At 32.6% G+C, this 22,738-nt stretch carries 30 protein-coding genes; 13 read left to right on the top strand and 17 right to left on the bottom strand.

The window, feature by feature from the left end; translation table 11 throughout:
• The first annotated feature begins 115 nt into the window (after nucleotides 1-115).
• Genes A8975_RS09395 through A8975_RS09385 form a run of 3 tightly spaced genes read left to right on the top strand, consistent with a single transcriptional unit; the run spans nucleotide 116 to nucleotide 1,930 of the window.
• The gene (locus A8975_RS09395; protein WP_131507351.1) at nucleotides 116-805 is read left to right on the top strand and encodes a DUF4294 domain-containing protein; all 690 of its coding nucleotides are present in this window, start codon (nucleotides 116-118) and stop codon (nucleotides 803-805) included.
• Nucleotides 802-1,431 (top strand): PAQR family membrane homeostasis protein TrhA, encoded by a 630-nt coding sequence (gene trhA / locus A8975_RS09390; RefSeq protein ID WP_134200056.1) that lies wholly within the window; start codon nucleotides 802-804, stop codon nucleotides 1,429-1,431. The genes A8975_RS09395 and trhA overlap by 4 nt, the downstream gene beginning before the upstream one ends.
• A gap of 10 nt (nucleotides 1,432-1,441) precedes the next feature.
• A complete protein-coding gene (locus A8975_RS09385) occupies nucleotides 1,442-1,930 on the top strand; it encodes a GNAT family N-acetyltransferase (protein WP_134200054.1) in 489 nt (162 codons plus the stop codon).
• Nucleotide 1,931: 1 nt separating this feature from the next.
• Here A8975_RS09385 and A8975_RS09380 read toward each other — a convergent pair whose 3' ends face one another.
• Nucleotides 1,932-2,360: a DUF4268 domain-containing protein gene (locus A8975_RS09380; RefSeq protein WP_134200052.1), complete on the bottom strand. Its 429-nt coding sequence runs from the start codon at nucleotides 2,358-2,360 to the stop codon at nucleotides 1,932-1,934.
• A 5-nt stretch (nucleotides 2,361-2,365) separates the two neighbouring features.
• On the bottom strand, nucleotides 2,366-3,034 hold the full coding sequence (locus A8975_RS09375) for a ZIP family metal transporter (protein WP_134200050.1): 669 nt from the start codon (nucleotides 3,032-3,034) through the stop codon (nucleotides 2,366-2,368).
• Between the two features lie 99 nt (nucleotides 3,035-3,133).
• Here A8975_RS09375 and A8975_RS09370 point away from each other — a divergent pair, with 99 nt between their 5' ends.
• Nucleotides 3,134-4,291: a class I SAM-dependent RNA methyltransferase gene (locus A8975_RS09370; protein ID WP_129760736.1), complete on the top strand. Its 1,158-nt coding sequence runs from the start codon at nucleotides 3,134-3,136 to the stop codon at nucleotides 4,289-4,291.
• On the opposite strand, the gene A8975_RS09365 is transcribed toward A8975_RS09370, so the two are convergent.
• Genes A8975_RS09365 through rlmD form a run of 5 tightly spaced genes read right to left on the bottom strand, consistent with a single transcriptional unit; the run spans nucleotide 4,288 to nucleotide 8,085 of the window.
• Nucleotides 4,288-4,755, bottom strand: a complete 468-nt coding sequence (locus A8975_RS09365; protein WP_129760737.1) for a hypothetical protein — start codon at nucleotides 4,753-4,755, stop codon at nucleotides 4,288-4,290. The genes A8975_RS09370 and A8975_RS09365 overlap by 4 nt on opposite strands.
• Before the next feature lie 18 nt (nucleotides 4,756-4,773).
• Complete coding sequence (locus A8975_RS09360) at nucleotides 4,774-5,298, bottom strand: DinB family protein (RefSeq protein ID WP_134200048.1); 525 nt, start codon at nucleotides 5,296-5,298, stop codon at nucleotides 4,774-4,776.
• A gap of 38 nt (nucleotides 5,299-5,336) precedes the next feature.
• Complete coding sequence (locus tag A8975_RS09355) at nucleotides 5,337-6,092, bottom strand: DUF6048 family protein (RefSeq protein WP_166667465.1); 756 nt, start codon at nucleotides 6,090-6,092, stop codon at nucleotides 5,337-5,339.
• Complete coding sequence (locus tag A8975_RS09350; protein ID WP_134200046.1) at nucleotides 6,058-6,582, bottom strand: DUF6452 family protein; 525 nt, start codon at nucleotides 6,580-6,582, stop codon at nucleotides 6,058-6,060. Before A8975_RS09350 ends, A8975_RS09355 begins: the two co-directional genes overlap by 35 nt.
• 51 nt (nucleotides 6,583-6,633) lie before the next feature.
• The gene (gene rlmD / locus A8975_RS09345) at nucleotides 6,634-8,085 is read right to left on the bottom strand and encodes a 23S rRNA (uracil(1939)-C(5))-methyltransferase RlmD (RefSeq protein ID WP_134200044.1); all 1,452 of its coding nucleotides are present in this window, start codon (nucleotides 8,083-8,085) and stop codon (nucleotides 6,634-6,636) included.
• Between the two features lie 239 nt (nucleotides 8,086-8,324).
• On the opposite strand from rlmD, the gene rocD reads away from it, so the two are divergent.
• On the top strand, nucleotides 8,325-9,569 hold the full coding sequence (gene rocD / locus A8975_RS09340; RefSeq protein ID WP_134200042.1) for an ornithine--oxo-acid transaminase: 1,245 nt from the start codon (nucleotides 8,325-8,327) through the stop codon (nucleotides 9,567-9,569).
• Nucleotides 9,570-9,573: 4 nt separating this feature from the next.
• Entirely contained in the window at nucleotides 9,574-10,023 is a 450-nt protein-coding gene (locus A8975_RS09335; RefSeq protein ID WP_134200040.1) for a DUF5362 family protein, read from the top strand.
• Nucleotides 10,024-10,077: 54 nt separating this feature from the next.
• On the opposite strand, the gene A8975_RS09330 is transcribed toward A8975_RS09335, so the two are convergent.
• From A8975_RS09330 to A8975_RS09315, 4 genes are all read right to left on the bottom strand, one after another.
• Entirely contained in the window at nucleotides 10,078-10,428 is a 351-nt protein-coding gene (locus tag A8975_RS09330) for a DUF2752 domain-containing protein (RefSeq protein ID WP_166667464.1), read from the bottom strand.
• Between the two features lie 49 nt (nucleotides 10,429-10,477).
• Complete coding sequence (locus A8975_RS09325) at nucleotides 10,478-10,753, bottom strand: CD225/dispanin family protein (RefSeq protein WP_129760744.1); 276 nt, start codon at nucleotides 10,751-10,753, stop codon at nucleotides 10,478-10,480.
• Nucleotides 10,754-10,822: 69 nt separating this feature from the next.
• Nucleotides 10,823-11,155, bottom strand: coding sequence for a CCC motif membrane protein (locus tag A8975_RS09320; protein ID WP_129760745.1), 333 nt, complete (start codon nucleotides 11,153-11,155; stop codon nucleotides 10,823-10,825).
• 15 nt (nucleotides 11,156-11,170) lie between these two features.
• Entirely contained in the window at nucleotides 11,171-11,452 is a 282-nt protein-coding gene (locus tag A8975_RS09315; RefSeq protein WP_129760746.1) for a DUF2752 domain-containing protein, read from the bottom strand.
• Between the two features lie 149 nt (nucleotides 11,453-11,601).
• Here A8975_RS09315 and A8975_RS09310 point away from each other — a divergent pair, with 149 nt between their 5' ends.
• Both A8975_RS09310 and A8975_RS09305 read left to right on the top strand, forming a co-directional pair.
• Nucleotides 11,602-11,811 (top strand): hypothetical protein, encoded by a 210-nt coding sequence (locus A8975_RS09310; protein ID WP_129760747.1) that lies wholly within the window; start codon nucleotides 11,602-11,604, stop codon nucleotides 11,809-11,811.
• Nucleotides 11,808-12,359, top strand: coding sequence for a Smr/MutS family protein (locus A8975_RS09305; RefSeq protein WP_134200036.1), 552 nt, complete (start codon nucleotides 11,808-11,810; stop codon nucleotides 12,357-12,359). The genes A8975_RS09310 and A8975_RS09305 overlap by 4 nt, the downstream gene beginning before the upstream one ends.
• Here the strand turns inward: A8975_RS09305 and A8975_RS09300 are convergent.
• Nucleotides 12,356-13,288: a hypothetical protein gene (locus A8975_RS09300; RefSeq protein WP_134200034.1), complete on the bottom strand. Its 933-nt coding sequence runs from the start codon at nucleotides 13,286-13,288 to the stop codon at nucleotides 12,356-12,358. The genes A8975_RS09305 and A8975_RS09300 overlap by 4 nt on opposite strands.
• A gap of 89 nt (nucleotides 13,289-13,377) precedes the next feature.
• Here A8975_RS09300 and A8975_RS09295 point away from each other — a divergent pair, with 89 nt between their 5' ends.
• Both A8975_RS09295 and A8975_RS09290 read left to right on the top strand, forming a co-directional pair.
• Entirely contained in the window at nucleotides 13,378-14,523 is a 1,146-nt protein-coding gene (locus tag A8975_RS09295; RefSeq protein ID WP_134200032.1) for a cysteine desulfurase family protein, read from the top strand.
• Entirely contained in the window at nucleotides 14,513-15,139 is a 627-nt protein-coding gene (locus A8975_RS09290) for a CHAP domain-containing protein (protein WP_243832968.1), read from the top strand. The genes A8975_RS09295 and A8975_RS09290 overlap by 11 nt, the downstream gene beginning before the upstream one ends.
• Nucleotides 15,140-15,165: 26 nt before the next feature.
• Here A8975_RS09290 and A8975_RS09285 read toward each other — a convergent pair whose 3' ends face one another.
• Nucleotides 15,166-15,669, bottom strand: coding sequence for a hypothetical protein (locus A8975_RS09285; protein WP_134200030.1), 504 nt, complete (start codon nucleotides 15,667-15,669; stop codon nucleotides 15,166-15,168).
• Nucleotides 15,670-15,700: 31 nt separating this feature from the next.
• Nucleotides 15,701-16,195: a hypothetical protein gene (locus A8975_RS09280; protein ID WP_134200028.1), complete on the bottom strand. Its 495-nt coding sequence runs from the start codon at nucleotides 16,193-16,195 to the stop codon at nucleotides 15,701-15,703.
• A 154-nt stretch (nucleotides 16,196-16,349) separates the two neighbouring features.
• Between A8975_RS09280 and A8975_RS09275 the strand changes: the two genes are divergently transcribed.
• On the top strand, nucleotides 16,350-17,090 hold the full coding sequence (locus A8975_RS09275; protein WP_134200026.1) for a DUF6263 family protein: 741 nt from the start codon (nucleotides 16,350-16,352) through the stop codon (nucleotides 17,088-17,090).
• Nucleotides 17,091-17,138: 48 nt separating this feature from the next.
• Here A8975_RS09275 and A8975_RS09270 read toward each other — a convergent pair whose 3' ends face one another.
• Genes A8975_RS09270 through A8975_RS09260 form a run of 3 tightly spaced genes read right to left on the bottom strand, consistent with a single transcriptional unit; the run spans nucleotide 17,139 to nucleotide 21,935 of the window.
• Complete coding sequence (locus A8975_RS09270) at nucleotides 17,139-17,759, bottom strand: hypothetical protein (protein ID WP_134200024.1); 621 nt, start codon at nucleotides 17,757-17,759, stop codon at nucleotides 17,139-17,141.
• A gap of 6 nt (nucleotides 17,760-17,765) precedes the next feature.
• A complete protein-coding gene (locus A8975_RS09265) occupies nucleotides 17,766-20,189 on the bottom strand; it encodes a carboxypeptidase-like regulatory domain-containing protein (protein ID WP_134200470.1) in 2,424 nt (807 codons plus the stop codon).
• Between the two features lie 54 nt (nucleotides 20,190-20,243).
• Nucleotides 20,244-21,935, bottom strand: coding sequence for a M23 family metallopeptidase (locus A8975_RS09260; RefSeq protein WP_134200021.1), 1,692 nt, complete (start codon nucleotides 21,933-21,935; stop codon nucleotides 20,244-20,246).
• A gap of 181 nt (nucleotides 21,936-22,116) precedes the next feature.
• Here A8975_RS09260 and A8975_RS09255 point away from each other — a divergent pair, with 181 nt between their 5' ends.
• Nucleotides 22,117-22,407, top strand: a complete 291-nt coding sequence (locus A8975_RS09255) for a hypothetical protein (RefSeq protein ID WP_134200019.1) — start codon at nucleotides 22,117-22,119, stop codon at nucleotides 22,405-22,407.
• Between the two features lie 17 nt (nucleotides 22,408-22,424).
• Nucleotides 22,425-22,718 (top strand): cell division protein ZapA, encoded by a 294-nt coding sequence (locus A8975_RS09250; RefSeq protein ID WP_129760756.1) that lies wholly within the window; start codon nucleotides 22,425-22,427, stop codon nucleotides 22,716-22,718.
• The last annotated feature ends 20 nt before the right edge of the window (nucleotides 22,719-22,738 follow it).

Raw genomic sequence — 22,738 nt, 5'->3', positions numbered from 1 at the left:
CTAAAATAATAATATTAATACGATTTTAAGGTTTTAGAGGTTGTAAATTATTAATTTTGGTCAGTACGTTTTAAGTACCTAAAAGTTTGGAATACTTTTAGATTATATACTGTGTATGCATAAAATAACCTACATCTTTATTTTGTTTCCGTTTTTGGCATTTGCCCAATTACGACCTGTTGTAGAGAAAGATACAACAGAGGTTGAATGGATTATAATTGAAGGTGATTCGGTTCCAAGAACTACAATTGATTTAGATGAAGTTATTCTGCTCAATAAGTTGAAGTTTGATAGTAGTGAAGACCGAAAGCGCTATCTTATTTTAAAACGAAAAACTATAAAAGTTTATCCTTATGCAAAATTAGCTGCTGAACGATTAGAAACTTTAAATGAACGTTTAGCAACTCTAGATTCTAAACGAGAACGTAGGCAGTATGCAAAGATAATTCAGCGATATATTGAAGAAGAATTTTCAGCGGAATTAAAAAAACTCACTCGAACCGAAGGGCAAATACTCATAAAACTAATTCATAGGCAAACTGGTAAAACGACTTTTGAGCTCATTAAAGACCTTAGAAGTGGTTGGCGAGCTTTCTGGTTTCAAAACACTGCAAAACTGTTTGATATTTCGCTTAAAAAAGAGTTTGACCCTTTGAATGTGAAAGAGGATTATCTTATTGAAGATATTTTAGAACGTGCGTTTCAAAATGGATTATTAGTACGTCAAAAACCTGCTGTTGATATTGATTTTTATGATCTTACCGATAAATGGTTAAACCCAAAACCTACTGTTGATAAAGAATGAGAATACAAACACCTTTTGAAGAACGTCTAAACACATGGAGTCATGCAGTTGGTGCTTTGTTGGGAATTGCAGGATTGGTTTTACTTATTCTCTCAGCCTTACAAGTGAAGTTGCCTTGGAGTTTATTTAGCGTAATAGTTTATGGCATTTCAATAATTGTTTTGTTTAGTGCCTCAGCTTTTTATCATGCTGTAAAAGGAGAAAAACGTAAGCATTATTTCAGGATAGTAGATCACATAAGTATTTACATGCTCATTGCAGGAACTTATACTCCTGTATTGCTCATTGCATTACCAGATAGTCTTGGTTGGCTTTTGTTTTGGGTTGTTTGGGGAATTGCTGCTTTTGGTGTTGTGCTAAAACTATTCTTTACAGGAAAGTTTGAAGTGTTTTCAACCTTACTGTATTTGGTTATGGGTTGGTTAATTGTGTTCGATTTTTCTAATGTTTCAACCGCTCTAGGAAGCAATGGAGTGTTATTATTATTTGCTGGCGGATTGTTTTACACCATAGGTATTGTGTTTTATGCTGTAGAACGTATTCCTTATAACCATGTGATTTGGCATCTTTTTGTTCTTGGAGGCGCCATTTGTCATTTTTTTATGATTTATTTTTACGTGCTTTAGTTTTTAATAGATGACAGAAATTACACTAGCAACACCCAACGATTATAAACAGATAGCCGATTTAGGTTTTATCATCTGGAACGAACATTATACACCCATTATTGGAGCGGAACAAGTAGCATATATGCTAGATAAGTTTCAATCAGAAAAAGCTATACATCAGCAAGTAAAAGAAGGTTTTGAGTATTATTTGATCACTTTTGAAATTGTGCCTGTAGGATATATTTGCATTAAGAAAAAGCGAGACGCTTTGTTTTTAAGTAAGATTTATGTGCTTTCTAATTACAGAGGAAAGAAAATAGGAAAAACAGCAATGCAGTTTGTTGAACGTAGAGCTAACACGTTACATTGCAATAGCATTGAGTTGACAGTGAATAAGTACAATGTCAATTCTATTAAAGCTTATGAAAAACTAGGGTTTAAAACCGTTGAAGCATTGGTAATGGATATAGGAAATGGTTTTGTGATGGACGATTACCGAATGGTTAAAAACCTATAAATTAATCCTTGATTACCTCTTTGTAATCTTCAAAGAAATCTTCAAACTTGCTCATATTTTCATTGAAAAACACCATTACATCTTGCCATGTATTTTTATTGTGAATAGACACCTTTTGTTCTAAAGGAAGGTAAATTCTTGATATCTCTTTACCATTTTCTAGAAAATATTCTTCTTCAAAAATGACGTTAGGTAAGTAATCTTGAGTTAAAATAGATTTTAGTGATACTAGTTTTTCCCAGTAGGTAATTCGGTTTTCTAAATCGTCTTCAATGTCTAGCGCTATGAGTGCTTTTTTTGTGTCAAAATGAAATTTAAAGCTAAAGCCTTTTATTTTGGTATCGTATAGCGTCCATTTTCTTGGAAATGATTTTCCAAAGCTTATCCAAAAGTCTTGACGCAGTCGTCTTGATTCTTCTTTACTAAACATACCTTTTAAATTACATAAGCCATTCCAATACCTAGTAATATGGCAACTAGTTTGGTTAAGCTAAATTTATGTCCTTCATCACTTTCAAAAAGAATAACTGTAGAAATATGAAAAAATATACCAATTACAATAGCGTTAATTGCATTTACATAGTTGGCTGGCATACTTGTATGATTAGAAATAAATGTTCCTAAAGGCGTCATTGCAGTAAACAAAATTAAAAACAGAACTACTTGTAATTTATTACATCTTGATTCTAGTAAAAACCCTGTAATTACTATAGCTATTGGTATTTTGTGTACTAATACACCATAAACAATATCGTTATGTTGATGTATTGGGAACCCTTCTAAAAAGCTATGAATACATAAACTTATAAAAAGTAACCATGGAAATTCCTTGGTGTCTTCATGATGAACGTGACCATGTTCAGCACCTTTTGAGAAAAACTCCAAAATAACCTGTATAAGAATACCTGTCATTATAAGTAAGCCTGTTTTTTTGGCTTCTAAGTGATGATAAACGTCTGGGAGTAATTCAAAAAGCGTTAAAGCTAATAAAAACGCACCACTAAAGGATAGTAGTAATTTAGAGTGTAGGTTCTTCTTTTTGTAAATCAATACGATTAAAACACCCAAAATTACTGCATATACAGGAAATAAATATTTGTTCATCAACTAGTGGAATTTTCTAAGAATATCGTCTTACAGTTTATAAGCATTGGCAAAAATAAAGTATTTTTGAATTTTGAAAGTACTATAAGGCATTTATGTATGGAGAATAATTTTAAAATGGTTGCCAAAACCTTATTTGGCTTTGAGGATTTACTAGAAAAGGAGCTATTGCAATTAGGAGCACAAGACATTAAAAAAGGTGTGCGAAATGTAAGCTTTGTTGGTGATAAAGGATTTATGTACAAAGCCAATTTAGGATTAAGAACAGCCATAAAAATTCTTAAACCCATAAAAACGTTTAGAGTTGTAACTGAACAAGATTTATATGATAAGGTGTACAAAATGCCTTGGGAAAACTACATGAAACCTACAGGTTCTTTGGCAATTGATGCTACAGTACATTCTAATGTGTTTACACATTCAAAATACATTGCATTAAAAACAAAAGATGCTATTGTAGATAAATTTAGAGATACTACTCAAGAGCGACCTAATGTAGATTTGCGTTTTCCTGATTTAAAAATAAATGTCCATATCGATAGGCAACAATGTACCATTTCGTTAGATACATCAGGAGAATCGTTACACAGAAGAGGCTATAAAACAGCTACCAACATTGCACCAATAAACGAAGTGCTAGCTGCAGGATTAATTATGTTATCTGGTTGGGATGGACAGAGTGATTTTATGGACCCAATGTGTGGTAGTGGAACCATTTTAGCCGAAGCAGCAATGATAGCTTGTAATATTCCGCCTAATTTAATGCGAAAAGAATTTGCTTTTGAAAGATGGCAGGATTGGGACGTGGATTTATTTGAAACCATTGAAGAGTCTTTATTGAAAAAGACCAGAGATTTTCATCATAAAATCATAGGTTACGACAAGTCACCAAGTGCTGTTAAAAAAGCAAAAGACAATATAAAAAATGCACATCTAGATGAGTTCATAAGCATTCAGCATGAAGACTTTTTTAAGACCCAAAAAGCAGGAGATAAAAAGTTGCACATGGTTTTTAATCCACCTTATGGAGAGCGTTTAGATATTGACATGGAGAAGTTTTATACCAATATTGGTGATACCCTAAAACAAGGTTACCCAGGAACTCATGCTTGGTTTATTACCTCTAATTTAGATGCGTTAAAGTTTGTAGGCTTACGACCTTCACGAAAAATAAAACTGTTTAATGCTAAATTAGAATCTCGTTTAGTAAAATACGAAATGTATGAAGGCAGTAAGAAAGCTAAATATATGGACTAGTCTAAAAACTTGAAGGACTCCAGAATTTTAACACCTTGTTTTACACTAATATCATAGCAATATAGGTTTATATCATATGCTTTTTTATTGTCCTCTCTATAAATTACAGCATTTAAAACATAATCTTCACCATCACGACAAACTGTGTAGTGGCTCATATAGTTAGGTAAAAAAGGACGACCATCTTCAATAATATCCATATACATATTTTTACAACCTTCTCTGCTCACAAGTTTAAGAGTGTTTGAATTTTTATCAACGTTTTGGTTAATAGTAACAATTTGCATATTTATGCCTAAAACATCATTTTCTCCATCATAATCGGTTTCATCTTCATCTCCTTCAGTATCAATTTTTTGTTTTGTTTCAAAGGTGAGTTTACCATCTTTCCAAACGTTAACGTATTGTGCATTGGCATTAAGTGAAAGTGTTAAAAATGCGATAAATAGAAGTGTTTTTTTCATAAGTATATAGTTAATTGATTAATAGTTTTCTTGTAACTGTTTTGTGTGGTGCTCTACATGATAAGCAGTCCACATTATTATTTCTCGTAAAGGCATTTTTCCCATTAAAGGATGAGGTAAAATAAGTGTGTCTAAATGTTTGTCAGATAACTTTCGAGTTTTGTATTGTAGTTTTTTGTTTTCAACCTGTAAGCGGTTTAAAATGTAGTTTTTGTCTTTTAGTAAAGGAACTTTCATATTTTTTGATGGACCATAAACTATACCTTTAGACTCTTGTAATCGTTCTTGGTATCTATTTACAACAGTTGTATAATCTCTCACAGTTCTATTGGCTTTTCCAAACCGATATTTAATAATAAACTTAGGAAGACTTAATGCATCGTTAAGTGGTTTTATGCTTTGAAGTAAATGTAATGCTTGCTGGCCAGAAGTCCATTTTCCTTCAGGACCTTGCTGCCATTTTTCATCATCTTGAGAACTTAACACATCAATTAAAATCTGATGCTTCGATTCTAAAAGTTCAGCAATGCTTTCCTTGTCCATAAATTGTGATCATTTTCATTGAAAAGATACACAATTTTTTAGTCTTCTTTAGCGACTTTTTTATCTTTTTTGTAGATAGGTATTAGGTAAGAAATATTGTATCCAAATCCTATTCCAAAACGTCCGCTGTCATAGGTTCGGTTAAATCCAGGAATGTAAAGATTTTCAAAATCGCTAGGTGCATTTTCGCTTACTAACCCTTTTAGTTGAAGGTTTAATCCAACATATAAATTGTTTAAAGTCTCGGCTTTAATACCAATAATAAGTTCAGCCCAAATAGCTGACAAACCATCAAACTCTTTAGTATCTGAAGGAGAAAAAGGCTCATTCCAGTATTGGTCAGGATTGTAAATGGTGTAATTGTTTAATGTTTGACTAAAGGTGCTTACTCCAGCTCTAAGTCCACCATATATCATATTTTCCATGTCTAACCAGTTTAGGTACATGTTGTAATCAACTCCAGCTTTAAAGTAGCTTCCTTTTGAAGTGACATCGAGGTAATCAGTAACTAAGTTGTTTTCTTCAGTACCTAATTCTCCTGCTAGATAAAGTCTTTTGGTAAGTCTGTAATCGGCATTTATTTCAAACCCAGTATAATCGTCATCTAAAAAAGAACGCACAGGTTTGCTAAGGTCTATACCTAGTCTCAATCCATATTTTTGTTTAAAAACAAGAGTGTCATTAGATGTTTCGCTGTCTTCTTGTTCACTTGTATTTTGCGAAAATGATGTTATGGAGCATAACATCAAAAATACCAGACTAATGATAGATATTGATGTGTGCTGCTTTTTCATCTTCAATTGTAGTGTTTACGGTTAATGCGTTTATAATCCATACGTCATCGTCATCGGCTTCAATGACGTCAATTTCAGTACCTGCAAATATACTTTTATAACCACAAGCTCTTGATACGTATATAAATTCTGGTGTGTAGCTTACTTCAATAACATCGGTATTTGAAGCGTTACTATCGTTACCATTAGTGTCGTAGTCGGTGTCTTTTTTTAATTCAAAGAAAGTAGATATGGTTTCACCTTCGTTTTGAAACCTTAGCGGTAAGAGTATAGAGTCAGTAGTTGTGCTGGAAACAATTTCATCTTCGACACCTTGACCAGTAACAGTAAGTTGTCTTACAGTTTTTGGTTCATCAGTATCATTAACGTCATAAAAACGTATGATTAAATGTGGCGTAGTTGCTGTTGCTTCAGAACAAATGTCATCTCTTTCGCAGCCTAAAAATAGGACAGCAATTAAAAAGACTAAGACGCTAATTTTTTTTATCATTATAATTTTTCTTTTTTCAGTGATAGTCTACACAAGATTTTTTGTAATAGCTTACTTTTCAAATAAAACCACAGTCTCAATATGTGCTGTATGTGGAAACTGATCCACAAGACTAAGCTTTTTTATTTCATATCCTGACTGCATTAATTGCTCAGTATCTCTAGCTTGTGTGGCTGGATTGCAAGATACATAAACCAAACGTTCTGCGCCTAGGTTTATTATTTTATTTAAAGTTTTTGGCGCAATACCAGCTCTAGCAGGATCTAAGATAATGGTTCTTATTTTGTTTTTAAACTCAGGATGCTCGGTTAAGAATTTACCAACATCAGCAGCATAAAATTCTAAGCCTTTAATGTTGTTTCGTTTGGCATTTTCTTTAGCATCTGCAATGGCTGAAGCTACAATATCTACACCAACAATTTTAGCATTGTTGGATTTGCTAGCAACTATTTGTCCTATGGTTCCTGTACCACAAAATAAATCTAAAACAACGGTATTGTCTATAGCGTCTTTATTTTCTAAAGCATAATCAGCTACTTTAGAGTATAGTTTTTCTGCACATTTTGGGTTGGTTTGAAAGAAGCTTTTCATGCTAATTTCAAAATTAAGACCTAGTAGTTCTTCAACTATTTTGTCTTCACCATAAACTAAGCTTATGCTTCCAGTGGTAGCAATGGTTCTATCTCCAATTTCGTCATTAATGGTATGTAATAAACCAGCAACTCTATCTCCAAACAATTCTACTAAATAGTTAGCAAATGCATCTAAATCAAATTGGTCTAAATCATAAGAAGTAGTCACTAAATTGAATAGCAGCTTATTGGTTTTATAGGATTTTCTTACCACGAAAAAGCGGAAAAACCCTTCTTTTTTAGGAGCATGCCATGGTGCTAATCCTGTGTTTTCGCAATATGCTCTAATGTCTTTAAGGTGGTTTTCTAACTGCGCATCGAATAAACCAGAATCGCTATTTAAGTTATCACCACACCACCAAAGACCACGACGTTTAAACCCAAGTGTAAACTCGTCTACGTCAGTTTTAGCTTCACGATTATAACCAATAGCTGAAAAGCCATATTCCATTTTATTACGATAATGAAATGTATTAGGTGAACTTACAAACTCATCAAACTTGCTTTCAATATCTTTTACTTTTCCAATACGCTTAAAAAGTTCTAATGTACTTTGCGTTTTATAGTCGTGCTGTTTGTCTATTGGAAGCTGAATATAAGGTGCACCAGGAATATCTTGATAAGGAGTTTCTACTTCATCTTCAGAAGGTTTTAAAACATCAAGCAACTTACACTCGGCATATTTTTTACTCGATTTTTTAACCTGAGCTTTAACTAACTGACCAGGTAAAGTATTAGGCACAAAAACAACAAACTCACCATGTTCATTTCTAATACGTCCTATACCTTTACCACCAAAGGCATAATCTTCTATTAAGATGTCTATCGTTTCGCCACGTTTTACAAACTTATTGCGTTCTCGTCTTGCCATGTGCTTAAAATTTTGATTGCAAAGATAGTGGCATTTTATAAAATTCTACACTTAAAATTGATAGTGATTATTTATAAATCGTGCAGAAATTACTAAATTTACATCCTCTAGGGATGATTTCTCTCCCACGCTGCTTTTTCTAAGCGTCACCATAACTTCAAAAATGGTTGCGCAACGCTTATGAAAGAATAAAGGTAGAGCAGGAATGGTTATTTTTTCACAATTAAAATTTTTTTAAAATGGCTGTTTTAGACCAATTAACATCGCAACAAGCGATAGATTTAGAAAACAAGTATGGTGCACACAATTACCATCCGTTACCTGTAGTGTTGAGTAGAGGAGAAGGTGTCCATGTTTGGGATGTAGAAGGGAAGCAATATTATGATTTTTTATCGGCTTACTCAGCAGTTAACCAAGGACATTGTCACCCAAAAATTGTAGATGCTATGGTATCGCAAGCAAAAACATTAACCTTAACTTCTAGAGCATTTTATAACGATATGCTAGGAAAGTATGAGCAGTTTGCAACTGAAATGTTTGGGTTTGATAAATTATTACCAATGAATACAGGAGCTGAAGCTGTTGAAACGGCTTTAAAGCTTTGTAGAAAATGGGCTTATGAAGTAAAAGGTATTTCTGAAAACGATGCTGAAATTATTGTTTGCGAAAACAATTTCCATGGAAGAACAACTACAATTATCTCGTTTAGTAACGATCCTGTAGCACGTAAAAACTTTGGACCTTACACTAAAGGGTTTATAAAAATTGAATACGATAATCTAGAAGCTTTAGAAACTGCTTTAAAAAACAATCCTAACGTAGCAGGTTTTATGGTTGAGCCAATACAAGGAGAGGCAGGAGTTTATGTGCCAAGTGAAGGGTATTTAGCCAAAGCAAAGGCGTTATGTGAAGCCCATGGTGTACTTTTTATTGCAGACGAAGTGCAAACTGGTATTGCTAGAACAGGAAAGTTGTTAGCTGTTGACCATGAAAATGTAAAACCAGATGTGTTAATTCTTGGTAAAGCATTATCTGGAGGTGCTTATCCTGTTTCGGCTGTGTTAGCAAACGATAACATTATGAATGTGATTAAACCAGGAAACCACGGAAGTACTTTTGGTGGTAATCCTGTTGCTGCTGCTGTTGCTATTGCTGCTTTAGAAGTGGTTAAAGACGAGCAGCTAGCTGAAAATGCTGAAACATTAGGACAATTATTCCGTGAGGAAATGAATAAATACATTGCAACAAGTTCTACCGTTAATTTAGTTAGAGGAAAAGGATTGCTAAATGCTATTGTTATAAATGATGATGAAGATAGCGATACAGCTTGGAACATTTGTTTGGCATTAAGAGATAATGGTCTTTTAGCTAAACCAACACATGGTAATATTATTAGATTTGCACCACCTTTAGTAATGAATAAGGAGCAACTGTTAGACTGTGTGTCAATTATAACAAAGACATTAAAACAATTTGAAAACTAAATTTATGGAACAACAATCAGCTTTTAAAAGCTTTGAACTAGACGTTAATCAAGCGATTATTGATTATTTAAAAGAAACATCTAAATGGTCTTATATTTTATCAATATTAGGATTTGTAGGAATAGGTTTTATGCTTATTGGAGCATTGATTATGGCCATTTCAGGAGGCATTGCAAACAGTGGATTTGATGGAGCGTATGGAGCAGGATACGCTGTAGGTGTAGCGTTTGTATATGTTGTTTTAGCGCTTGTTTATTTGTTTCCTGTGTTGTACTTATTTAGGTTTTCTAAAAACATGAAAAGTGCGTTAAGACTAAGCAATAATCAAGATTTTAAAAAGGCGTTTGCAAATCTAAAATCTCACTATAAGTTTATCGGGATTTTTACTATTGTAGTTATTTCTTTATACGCTTTAATTTTAATAGGAGCAGTAGTTGGAGCTTCCTTGTTTTAAAAAGCTGACAATAATTTATAAGAAAAAAAGCGACCATTTGGTTGCTTTTTTTTGTTAAGGTGCTAACTCGGTAAACGGAACAACACTAATATTTCTAAGTATCCAAAACAGAATAACAATTACTAAAATTACTTTTGTAGTAATTGGTTTATGAGTCAGGTTTTTATAGGTCGTTGAGGTGAACTTGTTAAGCAAAAATAAGATAGACTGATACCCTAAAACTATAAATAGAAGAAGTATTAGATAGTTGTGTCTTATACCTTCAACAATTTCACCATTAATTAACTTGTGTATTGCTCTTTGACTACCACAACCAGGACAGAAAATGCCTGTAAAAGCATAAAAAGGACATTTAGGAAAAAAAGCGTGGTTAGACGGATTCCAAAAAAAATATAGTGATAGCATTCCTAAAAACACTATCACTATACTTGTATATATTACTATTTTTTTTGACTTAGTAACCACCATTAGCAATTGCTCCAAGCATTGCAACTCCAAAGATTAAAATATAAAGTAGCCATCCTACAAGTGCAATAACCACAGAAACAATTCCCCAAGTTTTTGCATTCTTAGAGGCACGTACTGCTTCATCATACTTTCCATCTTCATATAATGAATTAACTTTTGTAGCGTAAATAATGCTCACAATACCAGAAGGTAAACAGCATAAAATGGTACTTATTATAGCTAAGGCTAAGTAACTATTAGGTCTTGTAGGTTTTTGTTCCATGTAATAATTTTTTGTTTAGTTAGTGTTCAAATGTAATAAAAAAAGCGACCATTTGGTCGCTTTTCTCATTTATTGATTTTGTTGTTGGTACTGTTCCATCATTTCTCTGGACTGTTCCATCATCTCATCCCAACCAACTGTTGAAATTCGGTATATAGTAAAAATTAAATATGCTATGTTTATTATTAGCATTACCATTGCTACAATTTTTGCAGTATTCATTGCTTTTACACTTTGTTGGTCATAATTTTCAGGGTTTGCTTGCGCTTGCTTTAATTTACTTTGTGCAATAAAAAAAGCAATACCAGCAAGGATAAATCCTAAACCTCCAAAGCAGCAGCATAGTAATCCTAAAATTGCTAATACATAAACAATAGTTGGGTTGAGTTTTTGTTGTTCCATAATTTTAAGTTTTGATTAGATTATTTTTAGTAAAAAGTTACCTACAATAATAACGATGTTAATGATTACCAATGTAAGAATAATTTTTTGAGAAATTTCATAAATCTTAAGCGCATTTACTATTAGCATCCCAAAAAGGAGTATAAGTGTATAAATAGCAGGATACATAAAAAATGCACCAATAAAGTCGCCTTCAAGAATAAGAGCAACCGATCGTTGCATGCCACAACCCATACACTCAAAGCCAAACAACTTTTTGTTTAAGCAAGGTAACATATAGTCTTCGTATTGCGACATGGTACTGTTTTAGTTCTTACAAATGTAAAAAAAGTTAAAAATGAAACTAAGGTTTCTTTGTTTTTTAGTGAAAATTTGAACGATTTAGCTTAATGCTTTACTTTTGTATCTATTACTTTATAGATAACATATTTTTAATAGGCAAACACATGAGTTTATCAAGAACAATAAATTTTATTTTGATTTTATCTGGCGGAATTATTGCAATTTATGCCAAAGCAGGTGATGGACAAAGTGTTTATTTGCTAATGGCAGGAATTGTACTATTAATGATGGGTATTTACAGGACTTCTCGTAATATTCCTAGTAAATATAAAAATGATGACACTAACGACTCTAATAATGATACTGCACAATGAAATTTAAAAAAGGCGATAAAGTTTCAGTGTTAGATGAAGACATTTCTGGTGTTGTTTTAAAAACTTCAGATGCACAAGTGAGTATTGAAACTCCTGATGGTTTTGTGTTTGAATTTCCTGCAAGCGAACTTATAAAAACTGATGCTTCAATACAATCTGAATTGTTTTCAACCCAAAGTGCTAGTGCTGTTATTCAAGAAAAAGAGCAGCAACAAAGACGAAAACTTCCTAAGATAAAGCCTAAAGAGCGTAATAATCCTGCAATGGAAGTTGATCTTCACATACACAAGCTTACTGATCATGATTCTAGAATGACTAGTCATGAAAAGTTAACTTTACAGTTAGATACAGCTCAACGGCAACTAGAATTTGCAATAAAAAAGCGAATTCAAAAAATCGTATTTATTCATGGCGTAGGAGAAGGCGTTCTAAAAATGGAGTTAGAAACATTGTTTCGACGCTATGACAACATCAAGTTTTACGACGCAGACTACAAAAAATACGGTTTAGGAGCTACTGAGGTTTATATTTACCAAAACGTGAATTAGTCTTCTTCAGGAAACGTAATTGTAGTTTCATAAGTTCCAAAGAAGTAATAATCCATACTTAAAGCACCTAAATTGAAAGGATCATTAATTTCAAAATTCGTGGTCACTGTTCTAGTGTATGTATTGTCTATAAACTCATCAACCACAAAAGTATCAGCAGCATCTGCGTCTAAATACCTTGCAATAGTTGAATCTGTAGCAAAATCGTTAGTTGGGTTTTTGTCCATATCTTCATCCTCATAACGCGTTAACACACCATCACCATCATCGTCATTATCTAAATAGTTAGGTAAAGGTATTTCAGGAGTTGTAGGATCGTTATCGTGGTCGTACGTGTCGTTATCAGTGTTTACAGCATTAGCTAAGCCATCTTCAGTACTAAAATTATGATTTTCGTTAATGGTTAATACATTGTCATTATCATCATCTTGGTCGATATAGTTTGGTATACCATCTCCATCAAAGTCATCGTCATCATAATTACCATTACCATTTAAATCTTCAAATTCAGAAGGAATTCCATCATCATCATCATCCACAAAAGTAGAGGTGAAATCTATATCTATTGATTCACTTTCATTATCGCTAATAATATTAACGTCTGAACCAGGAACAAGAGTACAGAAAAGATTTTCTGGATTTCCATCATAAGTTCTGTAAATAAACCTAACACTTCCAGTTATAGTACCTTCAAAAGGAATTTCATCAGTTGGAGGATTGAAAATTTGATCATTATTAGTATTGGAAGGAAAAACAATGCTCAACGATTCATAAGGGTCTGCTTTAATCTTATATAAGCTGTATTCATCTTCAAATTGATCACACAACGTAAGGTCATCTTCAAAGTCTAATTCAATTTCAAGAATATCACCATCATCGCAACTTGTTAACAGTAAACTTAGACAAAATATATAGAGTATTTTTCGCATTGTATTTGATTTGGAAACAAAAATAAAAGATTTGATAAACTTATAACGCAGTAAGATGCAAATAATTTTATTTGAAGTATTTTTGCAGCATGAAGAAAGTGTATTTTGATAATGCTGCAACCACGCCTATGCGTACAGAGGTTGTGAATAAGATGACGGAAGTGATGATGAGCAATTTTGGAAATGCTTCATCTACACATAGTTTTGGTAGGTCATCTAAAGCTTTAATTGAAAATTCAAGAAAATCAATTGCTAAACATTTTAATGCTTTAGCATCAGAAATTGTATTTACTGCAGGTGGTACTGAAGCCGATAATTTAATACTTAGAAGTGCTGTAAGAGATTTAGGAGTAACCGATATTATAACGTCCAAAATAGAGCATCATGCGGTACTACATACATTAGAAGCATTGAGTAATGAGTATAACGTTTCGCTTCATTTTGTGTCATTGTTAGACGATGGTAGCATTGATATTGAACATCTAGAAACGGTATTAACATCTACTGAAAAAGCTTTAGTGTCTTTAATGCATGTTAATAACGAAATAGGAAATATTTTAGACATAAAGCGTGTTGCGCAATTGTGCAAAGCCAATGGAGCTCTGTTTCATAGTGATACTGTGCAATCTGTTGGACATTATAAAATAGATTTACAAGATGTAGCTGTTGATTTTATTACAGCTAGTGCACATAAATTTCATGGTCCAAAAGGTGTAGGATTTGCTTACATAAGAAAAAACTCTGGTTTAAAAGCATCAGTATTTGGAGGAGAGCAAGAGCGTGGTTTTAGAGCAGGTACCGAAGCTATACACGATATTGTAGGTATGGAAGAAGCTCTTAATATAAGCTACAACACTCTAGAAGAAGAAACTGCTTATATATCAGATTTAAAGCATTATTTCATTACTAAGCTGCAAGATGTTTTGCCACAAGCTAGCTTTAATGGAGCTAGTAAGTGTTTTGAAAGCAGCACATACACACTGGTTAATGTATGTTTGCCAATTGCACCAGAAAAAGCACCAATGTTACATTTTCAGTTGGATTTAAAAGGAATTGCATGTTCTAAAGGAAGTGCTTGCCAAAGCGGAAGTACTTTAGGCTCTCATGTGTTGTCTCAAATACTAGATGAAGAACAACTAAAAAAACCTTCGGTACGTTTTTCGTTTAGTAGTTTTAATACTAAAGACGAAGTGGACTACGTTATAGAGGTTTTAAAAGATTTTGTTGAAAACTAACCCAATTGTAGTAGTTATTGTTGCTTTATTGCTTGTGTCTTGTAAACAAGAACCTAAGCAAGACGTTGTGATTACTCAAGAGTTGCAACAACTAACAGCTCAATCTCCTAAAACCTTTAAGGTTAAAAACATTGGTGATACACTAGATGTATTTAACGAAGTGTATGTTATTTACAATAAAAGTATAGGGAATACTTCTGGTAGGCATTTAACCAAAGACGGTTATAATCTTGGTTTAAAATGGCAGTGTGTTGAATTTGTAAAACGCTATTACTACGAACATCTCAACCATAAAATGCCTAATAGTTATGGACATGCTGTCGATTTTTTTAATACTGAAATAGCAGATGGCAGCATCAATAGAGATAGGAATTTACTACAATACACTAATGGTAGTAGTAGTAAACCAAAAGTTAATGATTTGGCTGTCTTTAAAGGAAATATGTTTAACCCTTATGGACATGTAGCTATTGTGAGTAGAGTAGAAGATAGTTATGTTGAAATTGTACAACAAAACGTTGGAAAACAATCTAGAGACCAATTAGGTTTAAAACAAGTGAACGGAAAATGGATTATTGATGAAACCAGCGTATTGGGTTGGTTAAGGAAAGATTGAGAAGTAGTTAACTATATCATAAACAGTTATTTTTCGAGTTTCTGTTCAAACTTCTCAAGAGTTATTTCTTTCCGCCACCAAGAGTATTCTCCATAAGCTATTTTTTTGTCATAATCTACTTTCAAATAATCGTTCCAACAAGAGAAAAAATCATAATCTCCATTTTGTTCATCATCTAAATCATTTTCTATTTTGGATGGTGCAATTAAATAATATTTTCCAACTTCAAATTCTGTAATATATGGTCGACATAGAATTCCGTTATCTCCCCAAACTTTAAATCTTTTTCGAGATTCAGAACCTTTATACTTTTTAACCACTTCAACTGTCATTGAATAAGGCATTTTTCCATCGTAACCGTAGGTTTCTTCTTCTAAAAAGTCCGAATATTCAATTACTTTGATTAGTGCAACAAACTCTTGATTATCAGAGATTGCTCCAAATCGACAATTCCAATTGCATTCGCAAGAGCAAGCAAAAGATTTCATTGAAATCAGAAGTAAAAATATTATCAGAACTTGTTTTTTCATAATTATTTACATTGATTTCATTTGTACATTGTTAGCACTGACTTTTTATTTTTTTCCATTCTTTAATTTCAGAATTTAAAACTCCAAGACCGATTTTACCTGAATTTATATCAATTAGTTTTTTAAGTTTTTTTTCTACTTCTTCATTAGTAATATCCTTAAATTTAAATCCTTTGACACCATTTCTCGTTTTTACCTTAATCAAACCTTGTAAACTTGGATTAGGTAAATGGTTAGATACAATTCCGTGAGCAATTAATCTCCGAAATTCATTACAATCCGAAATTTTGCCTTCAATTTTACTCCACAACTTCGATAATTCTGAATTTTCCTTTAATCCGTTTCTAATCCGCTTACGTTTATCATCCAAGTTAAGTCCAATTATATCAGGTTTTAAAGGGGTATCTTGAATTCCATTTTCTAAATATGAAATCATAACACCTAGACCAAATTCAATTTCTGAAAATGTAAGTATAAATTCACCTACATTCTTTTTAAAAATATCATTTAAGTCAAAAGAATTCATTTTTTTCAGCTTGCATACAACAGTCTCGTATAACCGTCAGTTACTTGGATTAAAGATACTATTTTTCAATTAAGTTGTTACAAGACATTACTGTAAGTAGTCTTTTTATTTTATCTATATTAGCTTTCAAATAATTAACCACAAATCAATAAAGATGAAAAAAATTTTAATACTGCTTTTGTTAGGTGTAAGCATGCTAAGTGCTGCGCAAGAAAAAGTGTTACTTCGTTTAAATTATGTTGAAGGACAAAAATATGCTATGAGTATGAGCATGTCGCAAGTAATTGGTGATGATATTATAACCAATGATATGCAAATAGATATGCAGTATGATATAACTAAGGTCACTGGTGACACCTATGAAAGTAATGCGAAAATTACTAGAATGGCAATGGATATGAGACAAGATCAATTGGCTGTATCTTATGATACAAATAAAAAACATGATGAATTAGATGAAACAGGACAAATGATGAAGACTCGATTGGAACCTATGTTATCGGCAACAATTATAACTAAAGGTGATAATTTAGGTAATATTTTAGAAACTAGAGTTGAGCCTAGTGACATTGAAGGTGCTGCAGACTTTGCAGATCAATCAGGTAGTGTAATTTACCCTAAAGAGGAAGTTGCTGTTGGTGATACTTGGACAAAAACTAAGGTCGATAACGCAATGACGTTTAACTTTATATACAAAGTGAAAGCTATCAATCGTAATAATGTTTTAGTTGATATTTCTGGTAGTATTTCGGGTACTGCTTCTGGTGATATTACTGGAACTATGGATATAGATAGAGATTCTGGTATGCCTACATTATCAAAAATCAATATGACGATGAGTATTGAAGGTCAAAAATCTACAACCGATATGACTGCTAAATTTACTAAAATTTAAAGGTATTAAATTTTTACCTAGTACTAATAGAAAAACCTTGGTTATAGTTTAATCAGGGTTTTGTTTTTTTACTTCATTTGTTAACTTAATAATTCCTTCTTTTGTGATTTTTCCTGTTTTGTAAATAACTTCTTTTTTATCAGTTCCTATTATTTCGTTTCCATTTTCATCACAATTAAAATAACGAGAATTAAAAGCAACATAAATATTTAAATCATTATCTATTTCCATTAATTCTTCACATTCAAAACATGGGTCAGATCCACAACGTCCAATCATCAATTCTTTTGAATTAACTATTTCACCATTACTCTTGAAAGTTGTTAATATTGGCATAAAACACTCAGCTTCTTCTAGTGTTATTACAGCAATATACTCTTTATTAATTTTAATTTTTCCATAGATGTAATTGAATTCTTCTCTACCAAGAATGTTGTTTGTGTCGTTTAATTGGATAAACTCACTAAAATCATCATCACAAGCTTTTATTTTAATAGGAGTTTCAATTATTGGAAATTGGTCAACAAATAGGTTGTATTGTTCAGTTAGCTTAGATGCTTTAGAAGTAGTTTTATTACTTGCTAATGTGTTTTCTCTTTCTTTACTTTCTGATTTGCAGCTAGAGAAAAGTATTAATGCTATTATTGGAAACAATATTTTCCGCATCATATTCCTCTAAAATCGAGTAGACAACCTTACATTAAATACTCTTGGTGTTAAGTAATTTGGAATAGCATATTGACGCTTACTATACACATCTCTTACCCAAGTATTGGTAATTGAGTTTTGTACGTCAAACATATTAAAGATTTCAAAACCTATGGTAAGTTCTTTAAAATGACGTTTCCAACTACTATTATAGGTTTTGTTTTGGTCAACAAGCACATAGCTTATACCTAAATCGGCACGTTTGTAGTCTCTCAATCTGTTTTGGTAGTCGTATGGGTCAGCATAACTTGGTGAACCTCCTGGAACACCTGTGTTATAAACCAAATTAAGGTACATTTTTAAATCAGGAATACTTGGTACATAATCTTGAAACAGTACTCCAAATTTTAAACGTTGATCTGTTGGTCTTGCAATATATCCTCTGTCTTCAATGTTTTCTTCGGTTTTAAGGTAGCTAAAACTAAACCAGCTTTCTGTACCTTTTACAAACTCACCATTAAGTCTTAAGTCAAGACCATAAGCATAGGCTTTAGCATTGTTTTTTGCTCTATAACGAATACGAACGTTTTCTAAAGTGTATGGGTTTACATCAGACAGATTTTTGTAATAGGCTTCAGATACAAGTTTAAACGGTCTGTCCCAAAGTTCAAAACTGTATTCGTTTCCTAATACAAAATGAACTGATTTTTGTGCTTTTACATCTGGTTGTACTACACCAGAAGAGTCTCTTAATTCTCTATAAAAAGGAGGTTGGTAGTACATACCAGCAGCAAACCTAAATAGCATGTCTTTTTCCCAATTTGGTTTTATGGCAAATTGAGCTCTTGGACTAAATACTGTATGGCTTTTACTTTCAATAGCGTCACCACTAACATTCCAGTTGTGCACACGTACTCCAGCGTTATAAAACACGTCGTGTTCTCCTAGTTTTGTACGCTTGCTATATTGTAAATAGGCTTGTAAACGATCAATAAGTACTTTATTGGTTGCTCTTACATTTTGGAATGCGACAAGTGGTCCTTCGTAAGGCGAGTAAGGTTGATCGTTAAACGCATCAATATTTGGTGGGTTTATTGAAAAACCTGCACTATCAATAACTTCCCATTCTACTAGACGGTCTCTAATATCTTCATGAGTATATTTTGTTGACCACTCAAGTGTGCTTTCTTCATCAATTTTATAGTCTCCTTTGTGCTCAACATTTACAATTACAGCATCAAGGTTATTTCTAGCATGCGTAAGTTGAGAGCCAATACCTTCGCTAAACTCCACTTCACCTAAGTCTTCGTCTCCAATATTGCTATTGACTTCACCTAGTCTGTATTGTGCTAAAATATCAAAGTATTCCTCTTCAGTCGTGTGATACGCAGAAGTAATGAGTTTTAAGGTTAGGTCATCATTTACAAAATAATTAGTTTTAAATGCTCCAAAAGCAGTTTGGTAACGGTCTTTTTCTTGACCTTCATAAAACACCAATAAAGCTACAGGATTATCTATAGTACCAAAGTTGGTTTGTCTGTTTTGAGGTTTAAAATCGTATTTGTTAAGTGAAAGGTTTCCAAGGAAATTTAAATGAAATTTATCAGAAAACTTATACGTTAAATAGGTTTGAGCATCTGCAAAAACAGGAACTACATTAGTTTCGGTTTCTAAAGAGTTTATTAAAAGACTATTGTCTCTATAGCGCAACCCTACAATACCTGAAAACTTAGAGTCTTTACTCACAGTTTCAGCAGCAATACTTCCTCCAAGTAAGCTTAAGTCTGCTCTTAAACCAAACTTTATTGGATTTCGATACGTAATATCTAATACCGAAGATAGTTTGTCTCCATACTTTGCTTGAAAACCACCAGCTGAAAAATCTACATTTTGAACCAAGTCAGTATTCACAAAACTCAATCCTTCTTGTTGACCTGAACGAATTAAAAACGGACGATACACTTCAATTTCGTTAACATATACCAAGTTTTCATCAAAATTTCCACCTCTTACTGAATATTGTGTACTCAATTCATTGGAAATATTTACACCTGGTAAGGTTTTTAAGATGTTTTCAACTCCTGGTTGCGCACCTTTTATGGTTCTAATCATTTCGGGAGCTATTGTGGTTACTCCAGTTACTGATTGTCTTGTGTTTGTGTTAATTACAACAACACCTATTTGCTCTACATCAACTTTCATTACTGGGTTAAATTCCAGTTCTTGACCACTTTTTAGGTTAAAAGTTTGTGTTATTGGTTTATGTGATAAATGTGTAAAAACAATAGTTACGTCTTGGTTGGCTGGTATTTTTAGTTCGTAAAACCCGTTTATGTTTGTTGCTGTTCCTAAATCACCTGCTTTGATATTTACATCATAAATAGGAGTATCGTTTTCATCCAGTATTACACCTCTAATGGTAGCGTTTTGTGAAAAAGCCATTGTAGACATGGCGAAGAAAAACAAAAGTAGATAGTTGGTAAGTGGTTTCAAATGCTGTAAATTTTATTTTCTGAAAAAGGTTGCTTCAAAAGTAGAACTATTTCCTACATTATCAGTAACAATTATTTTTAATTTATTTTCGGTATCAGTAACAATACCATCGTCAAAATTATGGGTTAATACACCTGTTTTGTATTCATACTCCATTAAAATCCATTTTCCGTTTACAGTAGCTCTGTAATTACTAATACCTGAAATATCATCGGCTATTTTCACTTTCAATTCGGAAGATTTACTCATCCACTTACCATTGGTAAAATTAACAGGAGTAATAGTAGGAGCTACTAAATCGCTTTGTAAAGCAAATGTTCCTAAGGATTTTGTTCTAGCTGAAAGCACATCTCCTTTTCGGGTTGTATGTACATAAGATGGTCTTTGGTAATACCCAACAAGTTCAGCAATAAACAGTTTGTCTTTATCAACATTGTTATAATTACTTATGTCATAATTTATGGTGTAGCTTTTAAGTAATGGCACCACATCTTTATGCATTAATAGGGTGTCGCTACTAACATTAAAATCTAAGTGAAGGTCGTCGTAAAACGTATTGCTAGGAATATAAACTGAAACATTACCTTTTTCTAAAGTAGTCACTTGGTTGGCATACGCAAAGTGTAACGGTTTAATATCGTTGAGTTCTTCTTGTTCTTTTTTGACTTCTTTTTTTCCAATAATAGGAATGGTAATCCACGCATCGTTGTCTTTAAAATCTTTAACTCTAATTTTATAAACCGAAGATGTGCTGTCCTCAACAATTAAATACCCATTATTATCTAAATCTTTAAGCATGCTAAGTGTATTACCAGATTGTGCAAATAATTTTTGAACTCTTGAGCGTTTGGTTTTGTAGATTTCAAAATCTATATAACGATTGATGTGTTTGGTTTCGTTAAAACTAAAACGCTTAAAATCCATTTCAAAACTCTTGTTGCCATTAAAAAAGGTTTGAATGTTACTAACACCATTTTTATTATTGGCTCCATCTAATTGGTCATAACTTACTATACCAAACCCAATATTTCCATAAGCTTCAACACTTTCAACGGAATAATCACCATTTTTATTTGGTATTAATCTCAGTTCAACACGTTTTTTTGAATTGTTCACATGCGAATTTTCGTCTTTAGGATACGCATAAATACCAGAAATTAAAGGCTTTTTAGAATCTTTTACATCCATGCCAAAGAGCATTGGGTTTATAGGTCTTTCAGCATTATCTCTAATTTCGAAGTGTAAATGTGGTCCGCCAGAAGACCCTGAGTTTCCTGAGAACGCAACCATTTCGTCAGTTGTAATAGGAAGCTCGTCAGGAGTAGGGAAGACCTCTACTTCATAAGTTTCTTTTTGGTATTGACACTGCTTGATGTATTCTTCAATTCTTGGCGAAAATTTCTCTAAATGTGCATAAACCGTAGTATATCCATTAGGATGAGTAATGTACAACGCTTTACCATAACCATAATGTGATATTTTAATTCTGCTCACATAACCTTCAGCAGCAGCATAAACCTTTAAGCCTGTGCGTTGTTGTGTTTTAATGTCTAATCCTGAGTGAAAGTGGTTAGAACGCAACTCAGCAAATGTACCAGATAAAACAAGGTCAATATCCAAAGGATTCCTAAAGTAATCTTGAGGGTATTGTGCGTAAGCACTATAGAATTGCGAGCAAAAAAGGATTAAAAAAAGGTATTTCATATATGGAATTATAATAGCTAAAATATTAATTTGAATGTAATCTTCAAAAGCATAAAGAGTTATTCATAAAATATTGATTGCTTATCATACTATTAATTAAATATTTTAAAATTTATTGTAAAACAATTGTAATTTTTGATTTGGTATGTTAACTTTGTTTCAACAGTATTGAAATTTGTAAATGAGTAAAATTGAAGATATTGTAGATTCTTTAGAGAATAAAATTAGCAAGGTTTTGCACAAACTAGAGGTTTTAAGGCAAACCAATGCTAAACTTTCAGAAGAATTAGCAGTACAACAACAAAAAAATATTCAACAACAAGAAGAAATAAGTTCTTGGGTTGAAAAGTATGAAGCTCTAAAAATGGCAAATTCATTACTTGGCAGTGGCGAAGATAATAGAGAAACTAAGCTCAAAATAAATACATTAATCAGGGATATTGACCATTGTATTGCGCAATTATCTGAATAATGTTAGTAAAATAAATCATGGCAGAACAGCTTAAAATAAAGCTTTCAATAGCAAATAGAGTATATCCTTTAACGATTGCTCCAAGCCAAGAAGAAGGTTTGAGAAGAGCTGCAAAGAAAATTGAAGACATGATTTCTCAGTTTGAGCAGAATTATTCTGTCAGAGATAAGCAAGATGTATTAGCCATGTGTGCGTTACAGTTTGCATCTCAGGTAGAGCAAAAACAAATAGATAAGGCAAACGTGAGTGAAGAAGTTCAAAACAAGTTATCAGCACTTGATGAACTATTACACAAACATTTATCAGCCTAACGTTCTTTTAAATAAAACAT

Source organism: Meridianimaribacter flavus (assembly GCF_004366715.1).
GTDB classification, from domain to species: domain Bacteria; phylum Bacteroidota; class Bacteroidia; order Flavobacteriales; family Flavobacteriaceae; genus Gaetbulibacter_B; species Gaetbulibacter_B jejuensis.
Note: the sequence above shows the minus strand (reverse complement) of the source record. Positions and strands in the feature narration are given on the sequence as shown.